Origin of the sequence: Faecalibacterium faecis (assembly GCF_040096475.1) — a bacterium.
Taxonomy (GTDB): domain Bacteria; phylum Bacillota; class Clostridia; order Oscillospirales; family Ruminococcaceae; genus Faecalibacterium; species Faecalibacterium taiwanense.
The window spans coordinates 1-665 of record NZ_JBBMEP010000058.1 but is presented as its reverse complement, the minus strand read 5'-3'; the positions used below and the strand labels follow the sequence as shown (position 1 = coordinate 665).

1 protein-coding gene is annotated in these 665 nt (G+C 49.6%); it reads right to left on the bottom strand.

Annotation, left to right across the window (positions count from 1 at the left end):
- The coding region (locus WMO17_RS13100; RefSeq protein WP_112147961.1) for a hypothetical protein at positions 1-464 on the bottom strand (464 nt) is incomplete at its 3' end.
- Between the last annotated feature and the right edge of the window lie 201 nt (positions 465-665).

The following is a 665-nucleotide window of genomic DNA, read 5'->3' as shown; positions in this document are numbered from 1 at the left end:
CATTCGTCTGCACCCTCATCTTCAAATTTTTGCTGGGCGTTCTTGGCAACAATGCGCTCCAGCTTCTTCAAAAAGGACTCCTTGCCCTCATAGCTGCCGGTCACGGTGTAGGTGGTGTGACCGACTTTCTCCGTGGTGGTCAGTTCTGGAATCCAGAAAGCGGACAGGTTCTTGACATGGAGGTTGCCGTTCTCGTCCACATAAGAGCTGTGTTTCTTCTGCTCTTCGGTCAAGGGCTTCCGCTTGAAATAGATTTCATTTTCGGAGATGTTCACAGTCTCGCTGGTCTGCTCTTTCGGGGCATCATCATACAGCTGTGCGAAAAATGCCAGTGCATCTTCGGGTGGTTCTTCCTCCATGAGCTTCTCGAAAACTCGCTGTTCCTCTGCCGAGAGGTTATTCCATGCGGCTTCCAACTCCTGCTCGTTGGCTGCGTTGACGAAGGCTTCGATCTCTTTTTTCATGGTGCATCCTCCTTTGGCTGCGAAAAGCGGATTTTCAAAAAGTATGGGTTTTCGTGAGAGCAAGAATCGTCCCGTGGCCACAAATTTTCAATACTCGAAAATTTCCTGTCCCCTTTGGGACTGTTTCTTGTTGGGGCGTGCCTGCCCCAAACCCTGCTAGGTGATTTCATTCTTGGTGGTTGCTATATTGCTTATATGCCT